16 protein-coding genes are annotated in these 21,125 nt (G+C 73.4%); 11 read left to right on the forward strand and 5 right to left on the reverse strand.

Annotated elements, in window-relative coordinates; all coding sequences use genetic code 11:
- Positions 1 to 3 precede the first annotated feature (3 nt).
- Together ACFWI8_RS30790 and ACFWI8_RS30795 are read right to left on the reverse strand one after the other, a co-directional pair.
- Positions 4 to 1,071: an ABC transporter permease gene (locus ACFWI8_RS30790; RefSeq protein ID WP_387098286.1), complete on the reverse strand. Its 1,068-nt coding sequence runs from the start codon at positions 1,069 to 1,071 to the stop codon at positions 4 to 6.
- 20 nt (positions 1,072 to 1,091) lie between these two features.
- Complete coding sequence (locus ACFWI8_RS30795; protein WP_387098288.1) at positions 1,092 to 2,093, reverse strand: substrate-binding domain-containing protein; 1,002 nt, start codon at positions 2,091 to 2,093, stop codon at positions 1,092 to 1,094.
- Between the two features lie 236 nt (positions 2,094 to 2,329).
- Between ACFWI8_RS30795 and iolC the strand changes: the two genes are divergently transcribed.
- From iolC to ACFWI8_RS30825, 6 genes are all read left to right on the forward strand, one after another.
- Positions 2,330 to 3,379: a 5-dehydro-2-deoxygluconokinase gene (gene iolC, locus ACFWI8_RS30800; RefSeq protein ID WP_387098290.1), complete on the forward strand. Its 1,050-nt coding sequence runs from the start codon at positions 2,330 to 2,332 to the stop codon at positions 3,377 to 3,379.
- Positions 3,376 to 4,254, forward strand: a complete 879-nt coding sequence (locus ACFWI8_RS30805; RefSeq protein ID WP_311596814.1) for a deoxyribose-phosphate aldolase — start codon at positions 3,376 to 3,378, stop codon at positions 4,252 to 4,254. The genes iolC and ACFWI8_RS30805 overlap by 4 nt, the downstream gene beginning before the upstream one ends.
- Positions 4,255 to 4,329: 75 nt before the next feature.
- Positions 4,330 to 5,253, forward strand: coding sequence for a 5-deoxy-glucuronate isomerase (gene iolB / locus ACFWI8_RS30810; protein ID WP_387098292.1), 924 nt, complete (start codon positions 4,330 to 4,332; stop codon positions 5,251 to 5,253).
- Positions 5,250 to 7,130 carry a 3D-(3,5/4)-trihydroxycyclohexane-1,2-dione acylhydrolase (decyclizing) gene (gene iolD, locus ACFWI8_RS30815; protein ID WP_387098294.1) on the forward strand — a complete coding sequence of 627 codons (1,881 nt, stop codon included), beginning with the start codon at positions 5,250 to 5,252 and terminating at the stop codon, positions 7,128 to 7,130. The genes iolB and iolD overlap by 4 nt, the downstream gene beginning before the upstream one ends.
- Before the next feature lie 50 nt (positions 7,131 to 7,180).
- A complete protein-coding gene (locus ACFWI8_RS30820) occupies positions 7,181 to 8,677 on the forward strand; it encodes a CoA-acylating methylmalonate-semialdehyde dehydrogenase (RefSeq protein WP_387098296.1) in 1,497 nt (498 codons plus the stop codon).
- Between the two features lie 191 nt (positions 8,678 to 8,868).
- Positions 8,869 to 9,060, forward strand: coding sequence for a MerR family transcriptional regulator (locus tag ACFWI8_RS30825; RefSeq protein WP_387098298.1), 192 nt, complete (start codon positions 8,869 to 8,871; stop codon positions 9,058 to 9,060).
- Here ACFWI8_RS30825 and ACFWI8_RS30830 read toward each other — a convergent pair.
- Positions 9,017 to 9,583 carry a DedA family protein gene (locus tag ACFWI8_RS30830; protein ID WP_387098300.1) on the reverse strand — a complete coding sequence of 189 codons (567 nt, stop codon included), beginning with the start codon at positions 9,581 to 9,583 and terminating at the stop codon, positions 9,017 to 9,019. The two genes, ACFWI8_RS30825 and ACFWI8_RS30830, sit on opposite strands and share 44 nt — an antisense overlap.
- A 188-nt stretch (positions 9,584 to 9,771) precedes the next feature.
- Between ACFWI8_RS30830 and ACFWI8_RS30835 the strand changes: the two genes are divergently transcribed.
- Positions 9,772 to 9,993 (forward strand): heavy-metal-associated domain-containing protein, encoded by a 222-nt coding sequence (locus ACFWI8_RS30835; protein ID WP_387098302.1) that lies wholly within the window; start codon positions 9,772 to 9,774, stop codon positions 9,991 to 9,993.
- Positions 9,994 to 10,930: 937 nt separating this feature from the next.
- Here the strand turns inward: ACFWI8_RS30835 and ACFWI8_RS30840 are convergent.
- Positions 10,931 to 12,253 carry a citrate synthase gene (locus tag ACFWI8_RS30840; protein ID WP_387098304.1) on the reverse strand — a complete coding sequence of 441 codons (1,323 nt, stop codon included), beginning with the start codon at positions 12,251 to 12,253 and terminating at the stop codon, positions 10,931 to 10,933.
- A 140-nt stretch (positions 12,254 to 12,393) separates the two neighbouring features.
- The gene (locus tag ACFWI8_RS30845) at positions 12,394 to 14,658 is read right to left on the reverse strand and encodes an ATP-dependent RecD-like DNA helicase (protein ID WP_387098305.1); all 2,265 of its coding nucleotides are present in this window, start codon (positions 14,656 to 14,658) and stop codon (positions 12,394 to 12,396) included.
- A gap of 160 nt (positions 14,659 to 14,818) precedes the next feature.
- Here ACFWI8_RS30845 and ACFWI8_RS30850 point away from each other — a divergent pair, with 160 nt between their 5' ends.
- The 4 genes from ACFWI8_RS30850 to ACFWI8_RS30865 all read left to right on the forward strand — a co-directional run bounded on the left by ACFWI8_RS30850 (position 14,819) and on the right by ACFWI8_RS30865 (position 20,887).
- Positions 14,819 to 17,203, forward strand: coding sequence for a PEP/pyruvate-binding domain-containing protein (locus ACFWI8_RS30850; RefSeq protein WP_387098307.1), 2,385 nt, complete (start codon positions 14,819 to 14,821; stop codon positions 17,201 to 17,203).
- Complete coding sequence (locus ACFWI8_RS30855) at positions 17,200 to 18,138, forward strand: hypothetical protein (protein ID WP_387098309.1); 939 nt, start codon at positions 17,200 to 17,202, stop codon at positions 18,136 to 18,138. Before ACFWI8_RS30850 ends, ACFWI8_RS30855 begins: the two co-directional genes overlap by 4 nt.
- A gap of 123 nt (positions 18,139 to 18,261) precedes the next feature.
- Positions 18,262 to 18,930: a DUF4142 domain-containing protein gene (locus tag ACFWI8_RS30860; protein WP_387098311.1), complete on the forward strand. Its 669-nt coding sequence runs from the start codon at positions 18,262 to 18,264 to the stop codon at positions 18,928 to 18,930.
- A 115-nt stretch (positions 18,931 to 19,045) separates the two neighbouring features.
- Entirely contained in the window at positions 19,046 to 20,887 is a 1,842-nt protein-coding gene (locus ACFWI8_RS30865; protein ID WP_387098312.1) for a DUF1996 domain-containing protein, read from the forward strand.
- Positions 20,888 to 21,125 lie beyond the last annotated feature (238 nt).

Raw genomic sequence — 21,125 nt, forward strand, 5'->3', positions numbered from 1 at the left:
TCGTCACCTCCGGGTGGCCTGGCGTCGGACCCACAGGTTGAGCAGCACGGCGAGCAGCAGCATCGCGCCGAGGAAGAACATGAACCAGTCGGGGTCCCAGTTGGCGTAGACGATGCCCTGGTTGGCCATGCCGAACAGGAAGGCGCCGATGGCCGGTCCCGCGATGGAGCCGTAGCCGCCGGTCAGCAGGCAGCCGCCGATGACGGCGGCGGCGATGTAGAGGAGTTCGTTGCCGATGCCGCCGTTGGACTGGACGGTGTTGAACGCGAACAGCTGGTGCATGCCGACGAACCAGGCGGCGAGGCCGACGGTCATGAAGAGGCTGATCCGCACGAACGCCACGGGCACGCCCACGGCGCGGGCGCTCTCCGGGTTGCCGCCGACCGCGAAGACCCAGTTGCCGTAGCGGGTGCGCAGCAGCACCCAGGTGGCGAGGGCGGCGAAGCCGAGCCACCACAGGACGGTGATCCGCAGTTGGGTGTCGCCGATGGTGAGGGTGGCGGCGAAGACGGCGCGGGCCTGGTCGAAGCCGTCCATGTCGCGGATGGAGTCGGTGGCGACGTTGCCGGTGATTCCCTTGGTGACGGCGAGGTTGAGGCCCTGGAGCATCAGGAAGGTGGCCAGGGTGATGAGGAAGCTGGGCAGTTTGGTGCGGACCAGCAGGACGCCGTTGAGGGCGCCGATGGCGAGCGAGAGGACGAGCGCGACCAGCACCCCGGACCAGACGTTCAGGGTGAGTTGGAAGGCGAACATGCTGGCGGTGAGCGCGGAGGTGGTGACGGCGACGCCCGCCGACAGGTCGAACTCGCCGCCGATCATCAGCAGGGCGACGGCGACGCCCATGATGCCGAGGGTGGACGCCTGGTAGAGGACGGTGGAGAGGGAGTCGAGCTGCCGGAAGGTGGGCGCGACGGCGTAGAAGAGCGCGTAGACGGCGGCGGCGCCGACCAGCGCGCCCATCTCGGGGCGGCCGAGGAGCCGGCGGAGCGGGGAGCGGCGGGTGGTGCGCCCGTCGGCGTCGCCGCGCCGCCGGGGCGCGGCGGCGGGTTCCACGGTGGTGTCAGCGGTCATGTCGTGGCTCAACTCCCCGCTCACCTGGTGCCGTTGGCTGCGAACTCGGCGACGTCGGCGACGTTGTCGCGGTCGACGAAGGCGGGTCCGGTGAGGACGGGTTCGACGCCGCCGCCGCTGACGTTGCCGTTGGCGGCGTACAGCCAGAGGGCGTCGACGGCCAGGTAGCCCTGGAGGTAGGGCTGTTGGTCGACGGCGAACTCGATGTCGCCGTCCTCGATGGCGGTGACCAGTTCGGGGTTGAGGTCGAAGGTGGCGATCGCCGCGTCGCTGCCGGCGCCGGACACGGAGTCGACGGCGGCGAGCGCGTAGGGGGCGCCGAGGGTGGCGACGTAGTCGATGGAGCCGTCCTGGCGGAGCTTGGCCTCGATGGTGGAGCGGACGGCCGGCAGGTCGGCGCCGTCGACGTACAGGGTCTCGGTCTCGCCCTCGAAGGTCTCGGCGAGGCCGCCGCAGCGCTGTTCCTGCGAGATGTTGCCCTGTTCGTGGATGACGCAGACGGTGTGCCGGGAGTCGAGTTCGTTGAGCCGGTCGCCGAAGGCGCGGCCGGCGACGCCCTCGTCCTGGCCGAAGTAGGAGAGGAGGCCGGCGTCCTGCCAGGCGGGGAGGCCGGAGTTGAGGCCGACGACGGGGATGCCGGCGGCCTGCGCCTCGGCTATGGCGTCGGCCAGCGCCTCGGGGTCGGCCATGGTGAGGGCGATGCCGTCGACGTCCTGGTCGACGGCGTTCTCGATGAGGCTGGCCTGGCCGGCGGCGCTGGGGTCGGACGAGTAGATGAGCTCGGCGTTGTCCTTGCTCGCGGCGTCCTCGGCTCCCTTGCGGACGATGTCCCAGAAGGTGTCGCCGCGTCCGCCGTGGGTGATCATGGCGATCCTGATGCGGGGGGTGTCGGCCTGGCCGGCGGCGAGCCCGTCCGCCTCCTCCTGGGCGCGTCTGCCGCCGGACTCGCTGGAGCACGCGGCGACGAGCAGCAGGGCCGTGGCGCAGCCCGCCGCGAGCAGGGGGCGACTGATCCGGTTCATCGTTCCTACCTCACTTCGGTGTGAGCGTGGAGGGTTGGTGGAGGCGGGTCGCAGTGGGGAGCAAACCGCCGGGTGGCCTCGCCTGTCAATGGATTGTCAGGACAACACTTCATCTTTACGTCTTCGAGATGTCCATATGTAAAGACAAACCATTGACAGGCGAGGCCGACTGGGCCGACGCTGGGGGCGGCGCGAACACGGCGACCACACACCGGGACGGCGGAGGGAGAGCGCGGATGACGACGGTCGGGACAGCACTCGACGTCATCACCATGGGGCGCATCGGGGTCGATATCTACCCGCTGCAGACGGGCGTGCCACTGGCGGAGGTCGAATCGTTCGGCAAATTCCTCGGCGGCTCCCCGACCAACGTGGCCGTCGCCGCCGCCCGCCTCGGCCGGGCCGCCGCCGTGATCAGCCGGACGGGGGACGACCCGTTCGGCGAGTACTGCCACCGCGCGCTGCGGGAGTTCGGCGTGGACGACCGGTGGGTGACGGCGGTGCCGGAGTACCCGACGCCCGTCACCTTCTGCGAGATCTTCCCGCCCGACGACTTCCCGCTCTACTTCTACCGGCTGCCCAAGGCACCCGATCTGGTGATCCACGCCGACGAACTCGACCTGGCCGCCGTCCGGTCGGCGCGGATCTTCTGGATGAGCGGCACCGGCCTGTGCGAGGAGCCGAGCCGGAGCGCGACGCTCGCCGCGCTCGCCGCCCGCGCCGAGGGCGGCCGGGCCGCCGACCAGGTCGCCACGGTCTTCGACCTGGACTGGCGGCCCATGTTCTGGAGGAGCGGGGCCCGGAAGGGCGGGGCCAGGGGGGACGGCTCGCCCGAGGCCGCGCGCCCGGTCTACCGCGAGGCGCTGGCCCACGCCACCGTCGCCGTGGGCAACCTGGACGAGTGCGAGGTGGCCACCGGCGTCCGCGAGCCGCGTGCCTGCGCCGAGGCGCTGCTGGCGGCCGGCGTGGAGCTGGCCGTCGTCAAGCAGGGGCCCGCCGGGGTGCTGGCCGTGCACCGGGACGGCACCGTGGTCGAGGCCCCGCCGCACCCCGTCGAGGTGGTCAACGGCCTCGGCGCGGGGGACGCGTTCGGCGGCGCTCTCTGTCACGGGCTGCTGGCCGGCTGGGACCTCCACCGGCTGACCGGGTTCGCCAACGCGGCGGGCGCCCTGGTCGCCGGCCGGCTCGCGTGCTCGTCCGCCATGCCCCACCCCCACGAGGTCGAGGAGTTGCTCGGCGGCGGCCCGGCCGACCGCGGCACCGACCGGGAAGGAATCCTTCCGTGAGCATCAGCATCTCGGAGCTCGTCACGGTACGCAGCCGACATCCCGAGGCCATCGCCGAGGCCGCGGCGCGCCGGGCCCGCCGCCCGCTGCTCGGCGAGAGCGGCCGGCTGATGATCATCGCCGCCGACCACCCGGCGCGCGGCGCACTCGCGGTCGGCGGCCAGCGGCTCGCCATGGCCAACCGGGTGGAGCTGCTGGAGCGGCTCACGCTCGCGCTCGCCCAACCGGGCGTCGACGGGGTGCTGGCCACCGCCGACGTCCTGGACGACCTGCTGCTGCTCGGCGCGCTCGACGGCAAGGTGGTGCTGGGCTCGATGAACCGCGGCGGCCTCGCCGGCGCCTCGTTCGAGCTCGACGACCGGTTCACCGGGCACCGCCCCGAGGACATAGCGCGCCTCGGCTTCGACGCCGGCAAGCTGCTGCTGCGCGTGGACTACTCGGACCCCGGGTCGCTGGAGACGCTGCACAGCACGGCCCGGGTGATCGACGAGATGGCGCGCCGCCGGCTGCCGGTGTTCGTCGAGCCCTTCATATCCCGCCGAATAGCGGGCAGGTTGACCAACGACCTGAGCGCCGAGGCCGTCGCCACGTCCATCGCCATCGCCTCGGGCCTGGGCGGCACCTCCGCCTACACCTGGCTGAAGGTGCCGGTCACCGCCGACCCCGACGACATGGCGCGGGTGATGGAGACCTCGACGCTGCCGGCGGTGCTGCTCGGCGGCGAGGTGACCGGCGACCAGGACGGGCTCTACGAGAAGTGGCGCAAGGCGCTGCGACTGCCCACCGTCCGTGGCCTGGTGGTGGGCCGCTCGCTGCTCTACCCGCCGGACGGGGACGTGGCCGGCGCCGTCCGCACCGCCGCGGGGCTCCTCTAGGAACCTGTCCGACGCCCCAGCCGTTCCGCACAACCCGACAGCCATGGACAGCCATCGAAGGAGAGGTCGTCGACGGTGACACCCCCGAGCGCCCCTTCCCCACGCCACCACCTGCCGGCCGGCAGCGCCGCCGCCGGCCCCTACACCCTGGACATCAGCCCGGAGTCGGCCGGTTGGGGCTACTCCAGCCTGCGCGTGCTGCCGCTCGCGCCCGGCGGCACCCACCGCTTCGCGACCGGCGACAGCGAGTGGATCGTGCTGCCGCTGGCCGGCGGCTGCGTCGTGGAGGCCGACGGCGAGCGGTTCGAACTGCGTGGCCGCAGCGGCGTGTTCGCCGGCCTGACGGACTTCGCCTACGTGCCGAAGGACGCCCAGGTGTCGGTCTCCTCCACCGCCGGCGGCCGGTTCGCGCTCACCGGCGCCCGCTGCGCGCGCCGGCTGCCGGCCCGGCACGTCACGGCCGACCGGGTGCCGGTCGAGCTGCGCGGCGCCGGCTCGTGCAGCCGCCAGGTCAACAACTTCGCGGCGGCCGACGTGTTCGAGGCCGACCGGCTGATCGCCGTCGAGGTGCTGACGCCCGGCGGCAACTGGTCCTCGTACCCGCCGCACAAGCACGACGAGTCGCGTCCCGGCGAGGAGTCGGAGCTGGAGGAGATCTACTACTTCGAGATCGACGCCGCCGAGGGGAACCCGGCGGCCGAGGGCCTCGGCTACCAGCGGGTCAGCCCCTCGGGGCACGGCCGCGGCACGGACGTGCTCGCGGAGGTCCGCACCGGGGACGCGGTGGTCATCCCGGACGGCTGGCACGGCCCGTCGATCGCCGCGCCCGGGCACGACATGTACTACCTCAACGTGATGGCCGGGCCCGACCCCGACCGCGCCTGGCTGATCCGCGACCATCCGGAACACGCCTGGATCAGGGGCAGTTGGCACCACCAGGAGACCGACCCCAGGCTCCCCAGGTACCGCGCGCAGGAGAACGGGGAGGCCGCCCGATGAGCGGAACCGTCCGACTGACCGTCGCCCAGGCCCTGGTGCGGTTCCTCGCCAGGCAGTACACCGAGCGTGACGGCCGCAGGCACCGGCTCGTCGCCGCCTGTTGGGGCATCTTCGGGCACGGCAACGTGGCCGGCGTCGGGCAGGCGCTGGTGGAGAGCGGCCAGGGCCCCGGCGCCGAACTCCCCTTCTTCCAGGGGCGGAACGAGCAGGCCATGGTGCACGCCGCGGTGGGCTACGCGCGGCAGCGCGACCGGCTCTCGGCGCACGCCGTCACCACCTCCATCGGCCCGGGCGCCACCAACCTGGTGACCGGCGCCGCCCTCGCCACCATCAACCGGCTCCCCGTGCTGCTGCTGCCCGGCGACACCTTCGCCACCCGGCCGGCCGACCCGGTGCTCCAGCAGCTCGAACACCCGGGCGCGGGCGACGTGTCGGTCAACGACGCGCTGCGGCCCGTCTCCCGCTGGTTCGACCGGGTGCACCGCCCGGAGGCGCTGGTCCCGGCCGCCCTCCAGGCCATGCGGGTGCTCGCCGACCCGGTGGAGACGGGCGCCGTCACGCTGGCGCTGCCGCAGGACGTGCAGGCCGAGGCCTTCGACTGGCCCGAGGAGTTCTTCGCCGAGCGGGTGTGGCGGGTGCCGCGTCCGGCACCCGACGCGGACGCGCTGGCCGAGGCGGTCACCGCGATCCGGGCCGCCCGCCGGCCGCTGATCGTCGCCGGCGGCGGCGTGCACCACAGCGAGGCCGAGGAGGCGCTGCGGTCCCTGGCCGAGGCCACCGGCATCCCGGTGGCCTCGACCCAGGCCGGCAAGGGCTCGCTGCGCCACGACCACCCGTGCGACGTGGGCGGCATCGGCCACACCGGCACGGCCGCCGCCAACGAACTGGCCCGCGCCGCCGACCTGGTGATCGGCGTGGGCACCCGCTACTCGGACTTCACCACCGCCTCCGCCACCCTGTTCGCCGACCCCGGCGTGCGCTTCGTCAACCTCACCATCGCCCCGTACGACGCGCACAAGCTGGCCGGCCTGCCCCTGGTCGCGGACGCCAGGGCCGGCCTCACGGCGCTCACCTCGGCGCTCGCCAGGCACCGCGTCGAGGACGGGTACGCGGCCGGCTACCGGGCGGCCAAGGCGCGCTGGGAGACGGTCGTCGGCGCCGCGTTCGCCCCGGAGAAGGAGAGCGACCGGCCGACCCAGACCCAGGTGCTCGGCGCGCTGGACGCGGTCGTCGGGGACGACGACGTGGTGATCAACGCGGCCGGCTCGATGCCGGGCGACCTGCACAAGCTGTGGCGGGCCAGGTCGCGCCGCCAGTACCACGTGGAGTACGGCTACTCCTGCATGGGATACGAGATCCCGGCCGCGCTCGGCGTGAAGCTGGCCGCGCCGGAGCGCGTGGTGTGGGCGCTGGTCGGCGACGGCACCTACCTGATGGGGCCGACCGAGCTGGTGACGGCCGTGCAGGAGGGCCGGCACCTGGTCCTGGTGCTGGTGCAGAACCACGGCTACGCCTCGATCGGCGGGCTGTCCGAGCTGACCGGCGCCGAACGCTTCGGCACCGCCTACCGCTTCCGGACGCCGGACGGCACCTTCACGGGCGAGCCGCTCCCCGTCGACCTGGCCGCCAACGCCGCCTCCCTCGGACTCACGGTGCTGCGCGCCACCACGTACGCCGAGCTGCGCGCGGCGCTGGCCGAGGCACGCGAGGCCAGGGGCCCGGTCTGCGTCCACGTGGAGACGGACCCGGCGGACACCGCGCCGCCGGCCCAGGCGTGGTGGGACGTGCCGGTGGCGGCCGTCGCGGACCGGCCGGCGGCGCGCCGGGCGCGGGAGACGTACGAGCGCGGCGCGGCGGCGCGCCGCCGGCACCTGTAGGCCACCGGATCCAGGCCACCGGATCGACTCGGAGCGAGGGAAGGCACCACGTGAGGACCATCGGACACTTCATCGACAACAAGCCCGTGCCGGGCGCCTCGGGGCGGTTCGGCCCGGTCTGGGACCCGGCGACCGGCGAGCAGGCGGGGCGGGTCGCGCTGGCCTCGGCCGCCGAGGTGGACGCGGCGGTGGCGGCGGCCGTCGCGGCGCACCGGTCGTGGGGCGGCTACTCGTTGGCCAGGCGCACCGCGCTGCTGTTCCGCTACCGGGAGCTGCTGGTGGCGCGGCGTGACGAGTTGGCGGCGCTGATCACCGCCGAGCACGGCAAGGTCCACGGCGACGCGCTGGGCGAGGTGGCGCGCGGCCTGGAGATCGTCGAACTGGCCTGCGGCATCCCCGAGAAGCTCAAGGGGGAGCTGTCCACGCAGGTGTCGACGGGCGTGGACGTGGCGTCGATCAGGCAGCCGCTCGGCGTGGTGGCGGGCATCACGCCGTTCAACTTCCCCGCGATGGTGCCGCTGTGGATGTTCCCGGTGGCGATCGCCTGCGGCAACACGTTCGTGCTGAAGCCGAGCGAGAAGGACCCGTCGGCGGCGCTGCTGTTGGCCGAGCTCGCGGCCGAGGCCGGCTTCCCCGAAGGCGTGTTGAACGTGGTCAACGGCGACCGGGAGGCCGTGGAGCGGCTGTTGGCGCACCCGGACGTGGCGGCGGTCAGCTTCGTCGGCTCCACGCCGGTGGCGCGGGCGATCCACCGCGGCGCGGTGGAGCACGGCAAGCGGGTGCAGGCACTGGGCGGCGCGAAGAACCACATGCTGGTGCTGCCGGACGCCGACCTCGACGTGGCGGCGGACGCGGCGGTCAGCGCGGCGTACGGCTCGGCCGGCGAGCGCTGCATGGCGGTGTCCGTGGTCGTCGCGGTGGGCGAGGAGACCGCCGACGCGCTGGTGGCGCGGATCGCGGAGCGGGCGCGCGCGCTGGTGATCGGTCCGGGCGACGACCCGGCGTCCGAGATGGGCCCGCTGATCACCGCGGAACACCGGGAGAAGGTGGCGTCCTATGTGCGGGGCGCGGCCGCGCAGGGCGCCGAGGTGGTGGTCGACGGCACGGGGTTGACGGTGCCAGGGCACGAGGCGGGCTTCTTCCTCGGGGTGTCGCTGCTCGACCGGGTGTCGCGGGAGATGGACGCCTACCGGGACGAGATCTTCGGCCCGGTGCTGTGCGTGGTGCGGGCCGGCGACTACGAGGAGGCGATCGGGCTGATCAACTCCTCGCCGTGGGGCAACGGTTCGGCGATCTTCACCCGGGACGGCGGGACCGCGAGGCGGTTCCAGCTGGAGGTCGAGGCCGGCATGGTCGGCGTGAACGTGCCGATCCCGGTGCCGGTGGGCTACCACTCGTTCGGCGGCTGGAAGGAGTCGCTCTTCGGCGACCACCACGTCTACGGCGAGGACGGGGTGCGCTTCTACACGCGCGGCAAGGTCGTCACCACCCGCTGGCCGGAGCCGGCGGAGAGCGCGGTCAACCTCGGCTTCCCGAGCCACACCTGATGAGCTTGTCGGTTCAGCGGTTCATCGGCTTCATCTAGGGAACGCGACAGCCGTCACCGTTACGCGCCTTACCCGTCACAGATGATCAACAGGCCCGGCCCCGGCGTCACCGTGCGTCGTTCTCGGGGGCAGTGGCCCACTGGTTATCCACGGAGCCCCGCCGGACGGCGGGGCCAGGGAGGTGCGTAGAGATGGCGGACCGCGAACTCTGGTCGTACAGGGAGATCGCCGCCCACATCCAGGTGCAGCCGGACACCGTCCGTTCCTACCGGAAGCACGGCCTGCTGCCCCCGCCCGACGTGGTGGAGGGCGGCCGGCCCTTCTGGTACCCGGACACCGTCAGGGAGTGGGTGCGGCGGCGTCCCGGGAACCGGCGCCGCTGAACAACCGGGCGACGCAGGCGACCAGGACCGAGATCCCACAGGCGATCAGCACCGAGGGCAGCGTGCCGCCGAGCGCGCCGGCGCCCCAGTAGCCGAGGGCGACGGAGTAGGAGGCCCAGACGGCCTGGGCGATGCCCATGCCCAGCAGGTAGCGGCGGGCCGGGAAGTCGACGAGCGCGGCGGTCAGTCCGCCGATGACCCGGCCGCTCGGCAGGAACCGCGCGCCCACCACGAACGGCAGCCCGTGCGCGTGCATCCGCTCCCCGGTCCACTGGAGCGCGGCCCGTCGCCGGGCCGAACGGCCGAGCCAGGCGAGGGCCCGGCCGCGGGCCAGCCGGCCGACGGCGAAGATCACCGCGTCGCCGGCGAGCGCACCCGCCGCGGCCGCCAACACCACCAGCGGCAGACTGAGTTCCCCGGCGTGGACCATGGCGCCCGCGGAGGCGATCAGCGCGGCGTTGGGCAGATAGGGCGGCGCGCTGGTGAGTACCAGCAGCGCGTACATCCACAGAGCGCCATCCATCCCGCGTGTTCCTCCCGCCGTGCAACCTGTCAGTAGAAGTTGACATGTGTCGGCGGCGGGAGGGAAGAGCGCCAGGAGCGTTCCCGGGACGATGCCGGGTCCCCCTTAGGGGCACCCCCGATCGCTATACCCCAGGCGGGTATATAGTCGGAGCCGGACCGACAGTCGTTGGAAGCGAGGCGATCGCCGTGAGCGAGACCATCACCTACCGGGTCTCCGGGATGAGCTGCGGACACTGCGAGAAGGCCGTCTCGGCCGAGGTCGGCGCCCTGCCGGGCGTCACGAACGTCTCCGCGACCGCGGACACCGGCCTGGTCACCGTGGTGACCGAGACCCCCGTCACGGACGACGCGATCCGCACGGCCGTGGACGAGGCGGGCTACGAACTCGTCGACCGCGTACAGGGGTAAGCCAGGCACCGGGGGCCTGGCGGCCCCCGTGCCGGCGCGCTGCGCTCGGCCCGGGCGGGGCGCCGAGGCCCGGCGGCCTCGGGCCACGACGCGACGTCAGCCCGGTCCGGGCGCGCCTCCCAACCGTCGGCACGAGCCAGACACCGGAGCCCGGGGGCCCTCGCACCGGTGCACCGCACTCGGCACCGACCGGGGGCGTCGGGGCCCGCCGACCCCGGACCGCAACGTGACGCGCCAGCCCGGCCGCGCCACGGCCCGGCACCCCTGCGCCACTGCGGCGCGCTCGGCTCGGGCGGGGCGCCGAGGCCCGGCGGCCTCGGGCCACGACGCGGCGCGTCAGCGCGCTACGGGCGCGCCCGCCCGACCCGTCGGGGCCAGCCAACACCGGGGGCCCGCGCCCCCGCGCCGGCGTGCCAGGCAGCCGCGCTCGGCATCGGCCGGGGGGACACCTCTGGTCGCGACGCGGCGTCCAGTGCGATGCAGTACTCCACTTGACCGGGAGGTGCGGCCTCTGGCCGCACAACGGGCGGCGCCGCGACTGCGGAAGTGGGCCCGCATGACTGTCAACAGCCCCGCCCCGGGCGGGCGGAGCCCGGCCATGGGCGGCGGCGGCCGCCCAGGCCCAGCGCCGCGGTCCGGCACGGGGCCGCCAGGCCCCGATGCCGTCGCCCAGGCCGAGCGCAGCGGTCCCGCCTCGGCGGAAATGAAAAGCGCCCCGCCGACGGGTCCCCCCACAGGGCCCGGCGCGGGGCGCTTCCTGCCGCCCGCTCAGAGCGTCCCCCCACGGGACCCCGGCTGGACGGCCGCCGGCGTGGATCCAGCCGAATCCGCGCCAACGTCGACGGGTTAGACCGACGAGACCGTGGAAAGTTGCACGACCGGATATGTGACCTGCGTCACATATCCGCGTCGCGCCGCCACGTCACAGCGACCAGCGTCACCGCTGCTCGACCGGCAGGTAGTCCCGCTCGACGACGCCGGTGTAGACCTGCCGGGGACGGCCGATCCTGGTGGTCGGGTCGGTGATCATCTCGTGCCACTGCGCGATCCAGCCCGGCAGCCGGCCCAGCGCGAACAGCACGGTGAACATGCTGGTCGGGAAGCCCATGGCCCGGTAGATCAGGCCGGTGTAGAAGTCGACGTTCGGGTACAGGTTGCGCGAGACGAAGTAGTCGTCGCTGAGGGCGTGCTCCTCCAGCTTCAGGGCGATGTCCAGCAGTTCGTCGGACTTGCCGAGCGCCGAGAGCACGTCGTGCGCGGCCGCCTTGATGATCTTGGCGCGGGGGTCGAAGCTCTTGTAGACGCGGTGCCCGAAGCCCATCAGGCGGACGCCCTGCTCCTTGTTCTTCACCCGGCGGATGAAGGCGTCCGCGTCGCCGCCGTCGGCCTGGATGGCCTCCAGCATCTCCAGCACCGCCGCGTTGGCGCCGCCATGCAGGGGGCCCCAGAGCGCGTTGATACCGGCGGAGATGGAGACGAACAGGTTGGCCTGCGAGGAGCCCACCATGCGGACGGTGGAGGCGGAGCAGTTCTGCTCGTGGTCGGCGTGCAGGATCAGCAGCTTGTCCAGCGCGTTGGTGACCACCGGGTCCAGCTCGTAGTCCTCGGCCGGTACGGAGAACGTCATCCGCAGGAAGTTCTCCACGTACCCGAGGTCGTTACGCGGGTAGACGACGGGCTGGCCGACGGCCTTCTTGTAGGCGTAGGCGGCGATCGTCGGCAGCTTGGCGAGCAGCCGGATGGTGGAGATGTGGCGCTGCCGCTCGTCGAACGGGTTGTGGCTGTCCTGGTAGAAGGTGGACAGCGCGCTGACCACGGAGGTCAGCATGGCCATCGGGTGGGCGTCCGTCGGGAAGCCGTCGAAGAAGCGCTTCACGTCCTCGTGGAGGAGCGTGTGCTTGGTGATCTCGCCCTGGAAGGTGGCCAGCTCGTCCACCGTCGGAAGCTCGCCGTTGATGAGCAGGTAGGCCGTCTCGATGAACGAGCCGCGCTCCGCGATCTGCTCGATCGGATACCCACGGTAGCGAAGGATGCCCTTCTCACCGTCCAGGTACGTGATCTCCGATTTACACGTGGAGGTGTTACCGAAGCCGGAGTCCAGGGTCACCAGACCGGTCTGGGCCCGCAGCTTGCTGATGTCGAAGCCACGGTCACCCACCGTGCTCTCTACCACCGGGTAGCGGTACTCGTCTTTTCCGTACCGCACGAACACTGCGTCGTCCGCGTTGCCTGCGCTGTCGCTGATGCGGTTTTCGCTCACGTCATCCCTCACCGACGTTGTGCCTCTTCTTCGAGGTGCCCTGACTCCCTCCTACTGTCCCCCATCTGGGCGCAGAATGTGCACTCGGGGTCGGCCAAGTGGCCATTTTCTGGCACGGCGTGCCGCGCGAATGCGGATTTTTACGGGCGCTCCGGACGAAGAATTTTTCCCGCGAGGCGGGCGTCGAGGGCCGTGCAGCGGCTGCCGGCCGAGACCGAGCGCACTGCCTGCCCCAGGGCACGCCGCGAGCCCACGAGCACCACGAGCTTCTTGGCGCGGGTGACGGCCGTATACAGCAGGTTCCGCTCCAACATCATCCAGGCACTCATCGTGACCGGAATGACCACGCAGGGGTACTCGCTGCCCTGCGAGCGGTGGATGGTGACGGCGTACGCGTGGGAGAGCTCGTCGAGCTCGGCGAAGTCGTAGGGGACCTCCTCGTCCTCGTCGGTGAGCACGGTCAGCCGCTGCTCGTCCACGTCGAGACCGGTGACCACGCCGACCGTGCCGTTGAAGACGCCGTTGCGCCCCTTGTCATAGTTGTTCCTGATCTGGGTGACCTTGTCACCGACGCGGAAGACCCGGCCGCCGAAGCGCTTCTCCGGCAGGCCGGGCCTGGCCGGGGTGACGGCCTGCTGGAGCAGCCCGTTGAGCACGCCGGCGCCGGCCGGGCCGCGGTGCATCGGGGTGAGCACCTGGACGTCGCGGCGCGGGTCGAGCCCGAACTTCGCCGGCACCCGGCGGGCGGCCACGTCGACGGCGAGCCGCCCGGCCTCCTCGGTCTCCTCCTCGACGAAGAGGAAGAAGTCGGCCAGGCCCGAGGTGACCGGCGGGATCCCCGAGTTGATCCGGTGGGCGTTGGTGACCACGCCCGACTGCTGGGCCTGCCGGAAGATCCTGGTCAGCCGAACGGCCGGCACCGGGCTGTCGGGGGCGAGCAGGTCGCGCAGCACCTCGCCGGCGCCCACCGACGGCAGCTGGTCCACGTCCCCGACGAGCAGCAGGTGGGCGCCGGGTGCCACCGCCTTGACCAGCTTGTTGGCCAGCAGCAGGTCCAGCATGGACGCCTCGTCCACCACCACCAGGTCGGCGTCGAGCGGGCGGTCCCGGTCGAAGGCCGCGTCCCCGCCGGGCTTGAGCTCGAGCAGCCGGTGCACCGTGGACGCCTCGGCTCCGGTGAGCTCGGCGAGCCGCTTGGCGGCCCGGCCGGTGGGCGCGGCGAGCAGCACCTTGGCCCGCTTGGCGCGGGCCAGCTCGACCACCGAGCGGACCGTGAAGGACTTGCCGCAGCCGGGGCCGCCGGTGAGCACCGCGACCCTGCGGGTGAGCGCGAGCCGCACCGCCTCCTCCTGCTCGGGCGCGAGCTCGGCGCCGGTGCGGCCGGCGAGCCAGGACAGCGCCTTGGCCCAGTCCACGTCCTGGAAGGCGGCGAGCCGGTCCTCGTCCGCCGCGAGCAGCCGGCGCAGCTGCCCGGCCAGCGACAGCTCGGCGCGGTGGAAGGGCACCAGGTAGACGGCGGTGACCGTGCCGTCCTCGTCCTGGCCCTCGGGGTGCGGCACCTTCTCGCGCACCAGGCCCTCCGGGTCCTCGGCGAGCTCGCCGAGGCACTCGATGACGAGGCCCGTGTCCACCTGGAGCAGCTTCACCGCGTCCGAGATCAGCCGCTCCTCGGGCAGGTAGCAGTGGCCCTGGTCGGTGGCCTGCGACAGGGCGTAGGACAGGCCGGCCTTGACCCGCTCCGGGCTGTCGGCCGGTATGCCCACGGCGCGGGCGATCCGGTCGGCGGTGAGGAAGCCGATGCCCCACACGTCGGCGGCGAGCCGGTAGGGCTGGTTCTTCACCACGGAGATGGAGGCGTCGCCGTACTTCTTGTAGATCCGCACGGCGATGGAGGTGGAGACCTCCACGCTCTGCAGGAAGACCATCACCTCCTTGATGGCCTTCTGCTCCTCCCAGGCGGCGGCGATCAGCGCGGTGCGCTTGGGGCCGAGCCCGGGCACCGCGATCAGCTTGCGCGGGTCCTCCTCGATGACGTCGAGGGTGGCCGTGCCGAAGTGGTCGACGATCCGCTCGGCGGTCTTCGGGCCGATGCCCTTGATGAGGCCCGAGCCGAGGTAGCGGCGGATGCCCTGCACGGTCGCCGGCAGCACCGTGGTGTAGTTCTCCACCGTGAACTGCCGGCCGTAGCTGGGGTGCGAGCCCCAACGGCCGGTCATCCGCAGCGACTCGCCCACCTGGGCGCCGAGCAGCGAGCCGACCACCGTCAGCAGCTCGCCGCTTCCCCGGCCGGTGTCCACCCGGGCGACCGTGTAGCCGTTCTCCTCGTTGGCGTACGTGATGCGCTCCAGGACCCCTTCGAGCACCACCGCGCCGTGTGACACGCCCTGCGACACGCCTTGCGACATGGCCCCGACGGTAGCCGCCGGCGGTGACACCGTGCGGCCGGCCGTCCACAGCCGAGACGAGTTGGACTATTTTCCGACACATCCCGTCTTTCTGTCAGGTGCCTGACGTTTTCCGGCGTCTGTCCCTGGGGTGGCCGCGCAGAACGTCTTGAGGTGGGCGATGGACATCAGGGACATCGAGATCAACGGCGAAGAACCACGCACGATCCAGGCGGAGACGACCCTCTCGCTCGACGACCCGCGCGCCTGCCGGGCGGCCCTCACCGGCGGCAAGGCAGCGGCCCTGGCCCGCGCCACCCGGGCGCGGCTGCCGGTGCTGCCGGGCTTCGTGGTGCTGCCGCCGGGCGCCGGCGGCGGCCACGGGGGCCGCGACCTGTGGCCGGCGTGGCGGGAGTTGAGCGGCGACGGCAGCCGGCCGCTGGTGGTCCGCTCGTCCTCGGCCGCCGAGGACACCGAACAGTCGTCGATGGCCGGCCGGTTCACCTCGGTGCTCGACGTGCGCGGCTGGGCGGCCTTCCGCGACGCGCTGGGCGTCGTGCGGGAGTCGTCGGCCGAGTCGCCGGCACACGAGATGGCCGTGCTGGTGCAGCCGATGGTGCGCTCCCGGATCGGCGGGGTGCTGTTCGGCGTCGATCCGGTGGCGGGACGCACCGACCGGATGCTGCTGAGCGCCGTGCGCGGCGGCCCCGACCGGCTCGTCAGCGGCGAACTGCCCGGGTCCGACCTGCGGTTGACGCGGCGCGGCCGGCCGGTGCGGGACGACCGTGAGGCGGCGGACCCGACCCTGCTGACGGGCGGTGAACTGCGCCGCCTCACGGCGCTCGCCGCTCGCGCCCGGTCGGTCCTCGGCGGCGCGCAGGACATCGAGTTCGGCTTCGACGAACTCACAGGCCGGCTCTGGCTCTTCCAGTCCCGGCCCGTCACGGCGCTCGCCTCGCGGCCACGGCCGCCGCGCCGCGCCCGGCTGCTGGGCCCAGGACCGGTAGCGGAGACCCTGCCGGGACCGCTGCTGCCGCTGGAGGAGGACCTGTGGGTGACGCCGATGGCACACGGCCTGGCCACCGCGCTCCACCTGGCCGGCGCGGCGGGCCGACGCCGGCTGCGGACGACGCCGGCCGTGACGACGGTCGGCGGGCAGGCGGTGGCCGACCTGCGGCTGCTCGGCGTCGAACCGCCAGGGCACCGGCTGCTCGCCCTGCTCGACCCGCTGCCCGGCGCCCGCCGGCTGGCCGCCGCCTGGCGGGTGGGCCGGCTGCGGGCCGCCCTGCCCCGGCTCGCGACGGCGCTCTGCGCCGAGGTGGACCGCGCCCTGTCCGAGGTGGCACCGCCGGCCCGGTTCTCGACGGCCGAACTGCTGGCCGCGCTGCGGTGGAGCAGGTCATCGCTGGTCGCCCTGCACGCCCAGGAGTCGCTGGCCGGCGCCCTGCTGCCGCCCGGCCAGGCCGCCGGCACGGCGGCCGCCGCGGCCCTGGCGGCCCTGCGGGCCGGCCGCGCGGCCGGCCTCCCCGACGACGAACTGGCCGCCACCCACCCGGAGGCCCTGGCCCTCACCACCCCGGGCCTCACCCACCCACTCCGGCTCCCCACCGAACCACCTCCCGACGAGGCAGGCCACGTCCCCCTCTCCCCCCGCGAGTCCCTCCGCCTCCGCGTCCGCTGGGTACAGGAGTTCCAGATCCGCCTCGTCCACGAGGCGGCCGCCAGGATCCAGCCGGCGGCGCCGGCGGCACCAGCGGCGCCGGAGGAGCCACGCACGACCTCCCCCGCCGCGCGCGACAGCCGGCACGCCGAAGCCACGGCCCTGCCGGCGCCTGCGGCGGCGCAGGCCGGTCCGACCGTTCCGGCCTTCACCGAGGGCCGGCAGGCCGAGCCGCCCAGCTCCCGACCCGGCAGGCCCGCCGCGCCGCCGGCGCCCACGGCGCCGAACGCGCCGCACACGTCTCGGCCCACGCCGCCTGACCCGCGGGCAACGCCCCCGACACCCGGCCGGCAGGCCGAGCCGCTCGGCTCCCGGTCTGCCGAAGCCACGGCCCTCCCGGCGCCCACGGCGCCGCACGCGGCGCACGCCGGTGGCTCCGTCGGGCTGTTGCGGTGGGGGGAGTTGGTCCGGGTGCTGGAGGGCGGGGCCGGCCCGGCCGACTGGTGCGAGCGGAGCGGGCCGCCGGCCGGCGTGCCGGTGCCGGACCGGTTCCGGGTGGCGGACGGCGGCGTCGTGGTCGCCGAGGGCGACCGACGCACCGGGCGGGGCGTGTCCGGCGGGCGGGTCGCCGGCGTAGCCTGGGACGGCGCCCCGGGATCCCGCCCGGCGGACGCCGTGCTGGTGGTCAGGCACCTCGACCCGTCGTTGGCGCCGCTGTTGCCGTCCCTCACCGGGCTGGTCGCCCAGACCGGCAGCCCGCTCTCCCATCTGGCGGTGCTCGCACGGGAGTTGGGCCTGGCCACGGTCACCGGCGAGGCCGATGCCGTGCGCCGGTTCCCGCCCGGCACGCCGCTGCTCGTCGACGGCTCCACCGGCGAGGTGGCCGAGCTCGGCGGGCGGCCGTGAGGGGCGCGCGGCTCGCCGCCTACCTGTTCGGCGGCGCCGCCGCGTTGGGCGCCGCCGCCTACCTGGTGATCTACCTCTACCGCTGGCAGTGGCAGCGCGCGATCCTCTGCGGCGTGCTGCTGCTGGTCGTGGAGGTGCTGTTGCTCGGCCTGGCCCTGCTGGACCGCGTCGGTCGCCTCGAACGGCGGCTGCGCGACGGCGACCGGCGGCAGGAGGAGGCGCGGGAGCGGCTGCGCGCCGAGCTCCTGGGCGAGGTGCGCGGCGCCGCCGCCGAGGCCGGGGCGCGGCCGCCGGGGCCCCGCTTCGGCTGGCTGCTCGACGACCGCCGGGACGCCGGCCGGACCTTCGTCTTCGTGCCGGTGCTGATGGCCACCGGGGTGGCCCTGTCCGGCCTCGCGTGGCTGGTGGAGCGGGTCGCCGGGGCGACCGTGCGGCCGGCCGCGGACCGCAGGCTGGCCGGCAGGCTCGCGCCGCTCGCGGCGCCGCCGGGTGGCCCGACGGCCGGCGCCCCCGAGCTGCCGCGCGAGCCGCTCGACGCGCCCCGCCGCTGGCCGCGCGTCGCCGGCCTGCTGCTCGCCGCCCTGGCCGGCCTCGGACTCTTCGAGGCGCTGGCCGAGTTGACCGAAACCCGTCCCCCGGAACGCGGCGACGAGACCGCCACCTCGGTACTGTTCCGGGTCGAGGGCAACGGCGTCGACGGCGACCGCGCCGCCCTGGCGGCGCGCCAACAGTGGGAGCGATGCCGGGACTCCACCGCCGTTCCGCTCGAACGGGCGGGTCTCGCCGCGCTCGGCGACGGCCTGTTCGCGGCGACCGTGCACCCGTCGCTGAGCGACCACGACACGCACCGGCTGCTCGGCTGTCTCGAGGACGCGGGCGTCGACCGCGTCCGACTGCGGATCGTCGGCGACGGATCCATCGGAGCCAGCGGATAGTAGCAGCAACTCCCAAGGCCGGGTTGGACTTTGTCGGTTGGTGATGATTCCGGTAGCGGGTCGAGCCACCGCCACTAGCGTCCACCGCACTCCCCCGTAACCGGCCTGGAGGGCGCAGTTCGCATGGCTAAGAGACGATCCGGCATCGCTGGCGCGTTCACGTCCGCTCACACCCTGGGCACCGCGCTCGTGATCGGCGCGTTGGCGCTCACGTTGGCCGCCCTGCTCATCCCCGTCAGCCTGTTCGAGCGCGTCGCCAACGCGGGCCCGTCCATCGAGGTCGGCCCGCCGGCCACCTTCACGGACGACGGCCGGGGCACCCTCGACACCCAGTACGGGCCGCTGACCCCGCTGGACCGCGACTTCGTGCGCCGGGTGCGGCTGGCCGGGCTCTGGGAGGGGCCCGCCGGCCGCCAGGCGATCGAGCGCGGCAGCAGCGAGGAGATGCGGACGGCCGGGGAGCACCTGGTGGACGGGCACGCGCTCCTCGACGAGATGTCGGTGAACGCGGGCCGCGAGCTCGGCATCGACATGCCCACCCAGCCGAACGAGCAGCAACAGGGATTCCTCAACCAGTTCTCGGCCGCCAGCGGCGCCGAGTACGAATACCTGTTCGCCAACATCCTGCGCCGGGCGCATGGCCAGGTATTCGGCCTTGTCGCCGCCGTGAGGCATTCGACCGAGAACTCCATGATTCGGGAGCTTGCGGATCAGGCCAACGAAACCGTGCTCGACCACATCACACACCTGGAGTTGACGGGACTGGTCGACTACGCGCTGCTGACCGATTAGCCCCGATTGCCTTGAGGGCTGTAATTCCGGATCCCAAATCGCTGGATCCCTGTACGAGACGGAGTAATTCATGAGTCGTCAGACACACAAACGCTCACGAGGCAGAACAAAAGTCGTGGCGTTGGTGACCGCGCTGGTGGTCGGGGGCGGTGGAGCGGTGGTCATCGCCCAGCAGGCGTCGGCCGGTTGGGGTCGGGGCGGCGACGGCCAGAACCAGGGCTGGTCGCGCGGCCACCAGGCGGCGTGGCAACCCGGCGGCACGATCCAGTGCCCCGACGTCGGACAGAACATGGAGGAACTGCCCGAGGAGGCCAGGACGGACGTCGGCCAGTTGCTCGCCAACCTCGACCAGCAGGTCGCCGACGCCTACGGTCAGATACCGACCGACGAGGCCGAGGTCGCCGAGGCCGAGCCGGGCGACTCCAGGCAGGTGCTCAGCGAGTTGGAGAGCCAGCGCGAGGAGACCATCGAGGGCATCGTCCAGGCCACCGGGGTCGAGGGCGGGCAGGCCGAGCGGCTGCGCCGGATGAGCCCCTGCCAGGTGATGCCGCCGGCCAACCCGGTGGACACGGCGCCGCCGGCGGACGGCGAGTCCGGCGGCGGGGGCGGATCCGTCGAGTGCCCCGAGGTGCAGGTCTCGGACGTCCCGGCGGCCGCTCAGGCGGAGGTGGACCGGGAGCTGGCCAACCTCCAGCGGCAGATCGAGGAGGCCAACGAACGGCTGGCGAGCTCGGCCGGCGAGGGCGGCCCGAACTTCGTGGACAACGCGATCCTCGGCCCGCTGCAGAGCAAGCGGAGCGCGGCGCTCGACCGGATCAGGATCGCGATCGAGCGGCAGGGCGGCACGGCCCCGGCCGGGCTCCAGGACCTCTCCGCGTGTGAGGTCGGCGAGGGCGGCGACGCGCCCGTCGACACCCCGCCCGAGGAGGGCGGCGGCGAGGAGGGCGGCGGCGAGGAGGAGGCTCCCCCGCCGGTGTCCGGCGGCCCCTTCCCCGAGGACTTCGTGGACATCACCACGGTGACGCCCAACGTGACCCCGCCGCCCGCCAACAACGGGGCCGGCTCGACCGGCACGTTCTCGGTGGACTGCGGCACCAACGAGGAGGGCCAGTTCAACTCCGACAACGTGATCGTGGCCCCCGGCGTCAGCAACGGCGCCCACCACCTGCACGACTACATCGGCAACATCGGCGTCGACGCCTTCGCGACGGACGAGAGCATGGCGGCCGCCGAGACCACCTGCACCAACGGTGACCAGTCGACCTACTACTGGCCGGTGCTGCGCGTCCTGGACGAGGACGGCGACGGGAGCATCGACGCCGCCGGCGGTCACAACGGCGACCACAACGGCGGCGGCGCCGGCGACGACGCGGGCCAGATCGGCCGGGACGACGTGCCGCCGATCGACGACCCGCTGGACAACGCCCACAACAGCGGCCGCGTGCTGGAGCCCGTCGAGGTCAGCCTGACCTTCCAGGGCAACGCGACAAGCCCGGTGGTCGACATGCCGCGCTTCCTGCGGATCATCACCGGTGACGCCAAGACGCTGACCAACGGCACGGCCAACGCCAACGCCTCCTGGAGCTGCACCGGGTTCGAGGACTCGGTCCAGCTGACCGACAAGTACCCGCTCTGCCCGGAGGGCAGCGACCTGGTCCGCACCTTCGACTTCCAGAGCTGCTGGGACGGTGTGAACTCGGACAGCGCCAACCACCGCACGCACGTGGCGTTCGCGCAGGCGGACGGCTCCTGCCAGGAGGGCTTCCAGGCCATCCCGCAGCTGGTGCAGCGGATCGTCTACGACGTCCCGCAGGGCCCGGTGTTCGCGGTGGACAGCTTCCCCGAGCAGTTGCACAACCCCTCGACCGACCACGGTGACTTCATCAACGTGATGAACGAGCAGCTGATGGCCGAGGCCGTGGCCTGCATCAACGAGGGCCGGGAGTGCGGCCCCTGACCCGGCGGCGCTAGCCGCGCCGCCCACCGACTGACGGGCACCGCCGGGGCGCCAAGCGCCCGCCCCGGACGGTGCCCGTCCTGCTGTCCGTCCGTCCGCACGCACGACGCGGGCCACGACGGTCGCGGGCACAGAGCACAACGAGGAGGGCCAGCCGGGCGTGTCGCCCCGCCGGCCCCCCGCCTGCGCCAACGCCCGGGCCCCGTCCGGGGGGCGGTTCCCCCGGTTGCGATCCCGG

It is taken from the genome of Streptomyces sp. NPDC127098 (genome assembly GCF_042722465.1).
GTDB classification, from domain to species: Bacteria; Actinomycetota; Actinomycetes; order Streptomycetales; family Streptomycetaceae; genus Streptomyces; species Streptomyces millisiae.

Excerpts from the sequence above, each read along its gene's own strand:
- ACFWI8_RS30790 (WP_387098286.1), bottom strand. The coding sequence starts at position 1,071 with ATGACCGCTGACACCACCGTGGAACCCGCCGCCGCGCCCCGGCGGCGC.
- ACFWI8_RS30795 (WP_387098288.1), bottom strand. The coding sequence starts at position 2,093 with ATGAACCGGATCAGTCGCCCCCTGCTCGCGGCGGGCTGCGCCACGGCC.
- iolC (WP_387098290.1), top strand. The coding sequence starts at position 2,330 with ATGACGACGGTCGGGACAGCACTCGACGTCATCACCATGGGGCGCATC.
- iolD (WP_387098294.1), top strand. The coding sequence starts at position 5,250 with ATGAGCGGAACCGTCCGACTGACCGTCGCCCAGGCCCTGGTGCGGTTC.
- ACFWI8_RS30825 (WP_387098298.1), top strand. The coding sequence starts at position 8,869 with ATGGCGGACCGCGAACTCTGGTCGTACAGGGAGATCGCCGCCCACATC.
- ACFWI8_RS30830 (WP_387098300.1), bottom strand. The coding sequence starts at position 9,583 with ATGGATGGCGCTCTGTGGATGTACGCGCTGCTGGTACTCACCAGCGCG.
- ACFWI8_RS30845 (WP_387098305.1), bottom strand. The coding sequence starts at position 14,658 with ATGTCGCAAGGCGTGTCGCAGGGCGTGTCACACGGCGCGGTGGTGCTC.
- ACFWI8_RS30850 (WP_387098307.1), top strand. The coding sequence starts at position 14,819 with ATGGACATCAGGGACATCGAGATCAACGGCGAAGAACCACGCACGATC.
- ACFWI8_RS30860 (WP_387098311.1), top strand. The coding sequence starts at position 18,262 with ATGGCTAAGAGACGATCCGGCATCGCTGGCGCGTTCACGTCCGCTCAC.